The organism is Williamsia sp., assembly GCF_016462415.1.
Classification (GTDB): domain Bacteria; phylum Actinomycetota; class Actinomycetes; order Mycobacteriales; family Mycobacteriaceae; genus Williamsia_A.
The window spans coordinates 13,716-20,069 of sequence record NZ_JAEMTF010000081.1; the positions used below are offsets into that span (position 1 = coordinate 13,716).

At 69.6% G+C, this 6,354-nt stretch carries 7 protein-coding genes; 5 read left to right on the forward strand and 2 right to left on the reverse strand.

The features are described from left to right. Nucleotides 1–60 precede the first annotated feature (60 nt). The 4 genes from JHC79_RS17235 to JHC79_RS17250 all read left to right on the forward strand — a co-directional run bounded on the left by JHC79_RS17235 (nucleotide 61) and on the right by JHC79_RS17250 (nucleotide 4,670). Nucleotides 61–525 carry an FxsA family protein gene (locus tag JHC79_RS17235; RefSeq protein WP_296393041.1) on the forward strand — a complete coding sequence of 155 codons (465 nt, stop codon included), beginning with the start codon at nucleotides 61–63 and terminating at the stop codon, nucleotides 523–525. 74 nt (nucleotides 526–599) lie between these two features. Further along, on the forward strand, nucleotides 600–2,210 hold the full coding sequence (locus JHC79_RS17240) for an amidohydrolase (protein WP_296393044.1): 1,611 nt from the start codon (nucleotides 600–602) through the stop codon (nucleotides 2,208–2,210). Nucleotides 2,211–2,290: 80 nt separating this feature from the next. Beyond that, nucleotides 2,291–3,886, forward strand: coding sequence for an apolipoprotein N-acyltransferase (gene lnt, locus JHC79_RS17245; protein ID WP_296393056.1), 1,596 nt, complete (start codon nucleotides 2,291–2,293; stop codon nucleotides 3,884–3,886). Next, nucleotides 3,867–4,670 (forward strand): polyprenol monophosphomannose synthase, encoded by an 804-nt coding sequence (locus JHC79_RS17250; protein ID WP_296393046.1) that lies wholly within the window; start codon nucleotides 3,867–3,869, stop codon nucleotides 4,668–4,670. Before lnt ends, JHC79_RS17250 begins: the two co-directional genes overlap by 20 nt. A gap of 75 nt (nucleotides 4,671–4,745) precedes the next feature. Here the strand turns inward: JHC79_RS17250 and JHC79_RS17255 are convergent, their stop codons facing one another. After that, nucleotides 4,746–5,090, reverse strand: a complete 345-nt coding sequence (locus JHC79_RS17255) for an RNA polymerase-binding protein RbpA (protein WP_188492762.1) — start codon at nucleotides 5,088–5,090, stop codon at nucleotides 4,746–4,748. A 209-nt stretch (nucleotides 5,091–5,299) separates the two neighbouring features. On the opposite strand from JHC79_RS17255, the gene JHC79_RS17260 reads away from it, so the two are divergent. Continuing rightward, entirely contained in the window at nucleotides 5,300–5,635 is a 336-nt protein-coding gene (locus tag JHC79_RS17260; RefSeq protein ID WP_296393049.1) for a hypothetical protein, read from the forward strand. 16 nt (nucleotides 5,636–5,651) lie between these two features. On the opposite strand, the gene JHC79_RS17265 is transcribed toward JHC79_RS17260, so the two are convergent. After that, on the reverse strand, nucleotides 5,652–6,354 hold a 703-nt coding region (locus JHC79_RS17265), incomplete at its 5' end, for a TerD family protein (protein WP_296393051.1).

Here is a 6,354-nt window from a genome sequence, read left to right on the forward strand (position 1 = left end):
AATCGGGCACCTCGTTCGTTGACCCCGTGAACGCAACGAGACCGACAAGGACTGATGGCCATGAAACTGCTGATATTCGCCGCTTACCCGCTCGTCGAGATCGGGGCGTTCATCGGTCTGGTCTACGGCATCGGGTTCTGGTGGACGCTGCTGGCCACCTTCCTCGCGGTCGTCGTGGGCTTCGTGATGCTGCGCAGGCGCGGCGCCACGGTGTTCGCTGAACTGCGTACCGCAGCCGAGGGAACCGGCGACACCACCCGTCCGCTGACCGACAGCGCTCTGCTCGCCGCCTCGACCCTGCTGCTGTTCATCCCGGGCCTCGTCACCACCCTGCTGGGAATCTTGTTGATGCTCAGTCCGATCCGCGCCGCAGCACGTCCCCTCGTGGCCGCGATGGGTACCCGTCGCGTGGTCGCACGCATGAACGCCTTCTCGCGCGCCGGTCGTCCGGTCACGGTGGTCGACGGCGAGGTCGTCGAACCGGGCGGGCCCACCCCCGCTCCCGGTTGGCGTTCGATCAACTGAACACGGTCCGACGGCCTGCGCCGCGCCGACTCCGCCGACGGTGTCGGCGCACCGACAAGGCAGACTGATCCGTCGTGGGAACCCAACTCTTCGTCGGCGGTCACGTCTACTCGTCGACCACGCCCGATTCCACCGCCATCGCGGTCACCGACGGCGTGGTCGCCTGGGTCGGTTCCGATCACGTCGGACATGCACTGCATCCCACCGCCCAGGTCGAGGACCTCGACGGCGCGTTCGTCGCGCCGGCCTTCGTCGACTCGCACGTCCACCTGACATCGACGGGACTGTCGCTCGACGGGCTGGACCTGTCCGACGCGACGAGCCGCGAGGACTGCCTCGCCCGGCTGCGCCGACATGCCGCCGACGTTCCGCGGGGCGACCTCATCTGGGGGCTGGGGTGGGACGACTCCGCGTGGGCCGACCACGGCAGCCCGACCACCGACGAGGTCGACGCCATCGTCGGCGACCGCCCGGTGTACCTGGCCCGCATCGACGAGCACTCCGCCGTGGCGTCCTCGGCGCTCCGGGTGATCGCCGGACACGCCGCCGACGCGCACGGGTTCGACCCCCAGCAGCCGCTCACCGCCGAGGCCCACCACCTCGTCCGCGGGGCCGCCCGTGGCCTGCTGAGCTCGGCGCAGCGCAAGCGGGCTCAGATCCGTGCGCTCGACGAGGCCGCCGCCCACGGGGTGGTGTCGGTGCACGAGAACGGCGGCCCCGACATCAGTGGCCTCAACGACTTCGCCTCGATCGCCGACCTGGATCACCCCGTGGGGGTCCGGCGCTACTGGGGGCAGGCCGCGGCGACCGCCGACGACGCCCGCAACCTCATCGCCGCGACCGGGGCCGACGGCCTCGCCGGTGATCTGTTCATCGACGGTGCGATCGGTTCGCACACCGCGTGGCTGTGCCGCCCCTACTCCGACGACCCGGAGAACACCGGCGTCACCTACCTCGACTTCGACGCGGTTCTCGCGCACCTGCGGGCGTGCACCGAGGCGGGCATCCAGGCGGGGTTCCACCTGATCGGCGACGGGGCCACCGAATGCGTCGTGCGTGCGTTCACGGCCCTCGTGGACGAATTCGGCAGCGCCGCGGTGGCCCGCTGTGGGCACCGCATCGAGCACGCCGAGATGGTCGACGCCGCGGCGGCGGAGGTGTTGGCCGGTGCCGGCATCACCGCCAGCATGCAGCCGGTCTTCGACGCCCTGTGGGGCGGCCCGGGCCAGTTGTACGAACAGCGCCTCGGTCCCGGCCGCGGCACGTCGCTGAACAACTTTGCCGCGCTGGCGCGGGCCGGGGTCACCCTGGCGTTCAGCTCGGACGCGCCGGTCACCTCGATCGATCCCTGGCAACAGATCCGCGCCGCGGTCCACCACCACAACACCGACAGCGCCGTGTCGCCCCGCGCCGCGTTCGCTGCGTGCACCCGCGGAGGGTGGCGCGCCTCGGGGGTCGTCGACAGCGCGCTGGGCACGCTGAGCCCGGGCGCACCCGCCGACTTCGCCATCTGGCGGGCCGACTCCCTGGTCACCGCAGGCTCGTCCGACCGCGTACAGCGGTGGTCCACCGACCCGCGCGCGCGGGTCCCGGCGCTCCCCGATGTGACACCGGGTGTCGCGCTGCCGACCTGCCTGCGCACGGTTCGCGGCGGCGACGTCATCTACTCCCGGCCGTCCGCGTGAGCCGACTCCCGTCCGTCCGCGAGCTGACGCGCAGCCATGTGGCGGCGCGCACGGTCGTGTCGGTACTGGGCGGTGTCGCGATGTGGGGTTCGTTCCCGCCGCGCAGCCTGTGGTTTCTCGGCGTCGTGTCCCTGGCGTTGCTCGCCGGGGCACTCGGGGTGGGTCGTCCGTCACTAGAGGTCGGCGCCTGGTGTGGCCTGGTCTACGGGCTCGCGTTCTGGTTGCCGCTCCTGCCGTGGATCGGGGTCTACGTGGGCCCGCTGCCCTGGGTGGCGCTGTCGATCGCACTGTCGATCTACCTGGTGTTGTTCGGGATGATCGCCACCGCGACCATGCGACTGCCGGTGGCGCCACTGTGGTTCGCCCTCTCGTGGGTCACCGTCGAGTGGGCGCGATCGTCGTTCCCGTTCGGCGGATTTCCCTGGGGTGCAGCCGCTTTCGGGCAGGTGAACAGTCCGTTGATCTCGGTGGCCGCGCTCGGCGGCGTGCCGACCCTCTCGTTCGCGGTCGCGCTGACCGGCGCAGCGATCGCCGGCCTGGTCCTGCTGGTGATCAGCGCAGCACGCTCGCCCCGAACGCACCGACCCGTCGCGGCGATCGCCGGCGCCCTCGCGCTGGTCCTGATCGCGCCGATCTGCGCCGCGGCGATGTGGCCGTCGGTCGACGCCGCCACCGAGATCGGCGACCGCCCCGGGACCAGCATCACGATCGCGGCGATCCAGGGCAACGTCCCCCGGCTGGGACTGGATTTCAACGCCCAACGGCGCGCGGTGCTCGACAACCACGTCCGGGAGACGTTCCGGCTCGCCGACGAGATCCGCGCCGGACGCCAACCCCGGCCCGACGTCGTGCTGTGGCCCGAGAACGCCTCCGACATCGACCCGCTCGCGAACTCCGACGCGTCCGAGGAGATCACGGCCGCCTCACGCGCCGTCGGTGCGCCCATCCTGGTCGGCACCCTCGTCGGGAACCCCGACGGCCGCCCCACCAACACCGTTCTGGTGTGGGACGAATCGAACGGCCCCATCGGGCGTTACGACAAACACATCGTCCAACCGTTCGGCGAGTATCTTCCGTGGCGGTCGTTCTTCCGCAAGTTCTCCTCGTACGCCGACCAGGCGGGCAACTTCCGCGCCGGCACCGGCAGCAGCGTGCTGCAGGTCCCCACAGCCGACGACGGCACCGTGGCGGTGGGGGTGTCGACGTGCTGGGAGGTCGCCTTCGATCGGTCGGCGCGGGCAGCCGTGCGCGACGGCGCGCAGATGATCTACGTGCCCACCAACAACGCCACCTTCGGTCGAACCGAGATGACCTACCAGCAGCTGGCGATGTCCCAGGTCCGGGCGGTCGAACACGGCCGCAGCGTCGCGGTCGCCGCGACCAGCGGCATCAGCGCGATCGTGGCTCCCGACGGCAGCCTGGCCTCCAGGACCGGGTTCTTCGAGCCCGGCATGCTCGTCGAGCGCATCCCACTGCACACCACCCAGACACCGGCCACACGGGTGGGCGCGATCCCTCAGATCGTCGCGATCATCCTCACGCTGATCGGTTTTTTGGTCGCGCTCGCCCCACGTATTAGGTTTGATCGACGTTTGCGTGACACGCCGACGACATCTGAGAACGCACCAGACGAGCCCACCCAGTCGAAGGAGACCGATGGCACCGCGGAGACCTGAGGCCTTCGGCAGGTCCGACGGCGACCCGTCGCAGCCGGTGGGACCCGCCGGCGAGGGCACCCTCGTCATCATCCCCACCTACGACGAGCGCGAGAACCTGCCGCTCATCATCAATCGCCTGCACGCCGCCCTGGGCGCCGCGCACGTCCTGGTCGTCGACGACGGCAGTCCTGACGGCACCGGCGAGCTCGCCGACGAGCTCGCCGCCGCCGACGACCGCATCCACGTCATGCACCGCGCCGAGAAGAGCGGACTCGGCGGCGCCTACATCGCCGGCTTCGGATGGGGCCTGGAGCGCGACTACGCCGTGCTGGTCGAGATGGATGCCGACGGCTCCCATGCCCCCGAGCAGCTCCATCGACTCCTCGACGGGATCAACGCCGGATCCGATCTGGTCATCGGATCGCGGTACGTCGCCGGCGGGTCCCTGGTGAACTGGCCCAAACGGCGCAAGTACCTGTCCCAGGGCGCGAACACCTATTCACGGCTGGCCCTGGGCGTGAAGATCCGCGACATCACCGCCGGATACCGGGCCTACCGTCGCGCAGTTCTCGAGAAGATCGATCTCGGATCGATCGACTCACACGGCTACTGCTTCCAGATCGATCTCGCATGGCGTTCCGTCCAGGCCGGGTTCGTCGTCTCCGAGGTCCCGATCACGTTCACCGAACGCCAGATCGGTGAGTCGAAGATGAGCGGCGACGTGATCGGTGAGGCCTTTTTCAAGGTCGCAGAGTGGGGCATGCGTCACCGGCTCGACCGGCTCGGACTCCGCAAACGCTGAGGGCACGAAAAAAGGCACCGCGTGCATCGATGATCCGATGCACGCGGTGCCGACCCCTCGGGGTTGGTACCGGATCTAGGTGCTGACTCCGCGACGCTTCTGCTTCAGCAGGTCGAGGCGTTCGGTCAGCAGGTCCTCGAGCTCGGACTCGCTACGGCGTTCCAGCAGCATGTCCCAGTGGGTACGCGGGGGCTTGACCTTCTTCTCGTCGGGCTCGGCACCCTCGAGGATGGTGCCCTCCATACCGTTCTTGCACGGCCACTTCGACGGGATCTCGGCGTCGTCGGCGAAGGGGACGTCGAAGAGCTCGCCGTTGTCGGTCCGGTACTGCACGATCCGCCGCGGGGCGAGGTCGTGGTCACGATCGGTCTCGTAGCTGACTGCGCCGAGACGGCTTCCTCGTAGTACACGATCTGCCATGGGTGTGTCCTCTCTGCTGTGTGCTCGTCGTACCCGCCCGCACATCGGAGCGCGCGGGGCGGGGACCGGCGGATTCCCTCATCAGGGCATGCGCTGCCGATCGTTGTCGAGCCAGAACATGTCCATGCTACTCGTGTCACGCGATGCGGTCATCCCGCGTTCGCGGCCCGGTCATGTCGGCTGCCGAACGACGGCGGTAACCTGCGACGATGGATACCGCACGCCGCCGCCGGCCGTATGCGTGCGCGTGGTGCGGGCGCCCGATGGTCGATTCCGAGACCGGTCGACGCCGCAAGTACTGCAAGCAGGCCTGCCGTCAACGCGCCTATGAGCAACGCTCACAGGTCAGTGGGACCGCGGTCCCTGCGGACGCCGTCATCCTGAGCACCGCCGAGGCGGAGCAACTGGTGGACCGGCTGTTCGAGCTGCGGTGCGCGGCCGAGGACGTGGCCACCGCGGTGGCGGAGAAGGCCTCGCACGACGAGCTGACCGGTCTGTGTCGGAGACTGCTCGAGCAGGCGGCCGACGCCGACCGGCTGCGCTGATCGGCGTCGGCGGGGACTACAGGAAGCGGTCGACCTGCTTGGCGGCCTCGCCGGGGTGGCGGGCGGCCATGCCCTCGCCCATGGCCTGCAGTTTCCACCCGGACCCCTCACGGAACACCTTCGCCATCACGATCCCGGTGAACGGCATGCCGCCGGCGAGTGTGTACCGGGCGAGTTCGGTCCGGTTGGTCTGATCGATGAGTCGACAGAAGGCGTTGTCGACCTGTTCGAACGTCTGGCCCTGATACGAGGTCACGATGAACAGCACCTGCGTGATGTTCGGCGGGATGCGGGTCAGGTCGACGTTGATGACCTCGTCGTCGCCGTCACCCTCACCGGTGAGGTTGTCGCCCTCGTGGTGGATGGACCCGTCCTTGCTCTTCAGCTGGCCGTAGTACGCGAGGTCGGCGAGCTGCTTGCCCGCGAACATCATGGCCGAGGCGTCGAGATCGATGTTCGAGCCGCCGCCACCGCCGAACAGGCCGCGCTTCTTGGTCACGACCGGGTCCCAGCCCAGACCCATGGTGATGCGGGTCAGTGCGACACCGCCGTCCTTCTTCAGCGACACCTGCTGCCCCTTGGTGAGGCTGACCGGACGGTCCTTGCTCAGGCTGACCTCACCGGTCGATGCCGTGGGCCACGACGACGCGCTCGGAGCCGGCGCCGCAGCGGGCGGCGGGGGCGGTGCGGCCGGTGCGGGCCGCTGGTACGACGGGGCC

Bases quoted from the DNA above. Each gene is read 5' to 3' on its own strand.
- JHC79_RS17235 (WP_296393041.1), top strand. From the start codon at position 61: ATGAAACTGCTGATATTCGCCGCTTACCCGCTCGTCGAGATCGGGGCG.
- lnt (WP_296393056.1), top strand. From the start codon at position 2,291: ATGTGGGGTTCGTTCCCGCCGCGCAGCCTGTGGTTTCTCGGCGTCGTG.
- JHC79_RS17250 (WP_296393046.1), top strand. From the start codon at position 3,867: ATGGCACCGCGGAGACCTGAGGCCTTCGGCAGGTCCGACGGCGACCCG.
- JHC79_RS17255 (WP_188492762.1), bottom strand. From the start codon at position 5,090: ATGGCAGATCGTGTACTACGAGGAAGCCGTCTCGGCGCAGTCAGCTAC.
- JHC79_RS17260 (WP_296393049.1), top strand. From the start codon at position 5,300: ATGGATACCGCACGCCGCCGCCGGCCGTATGCGTGCGCGTGGTGCGGG.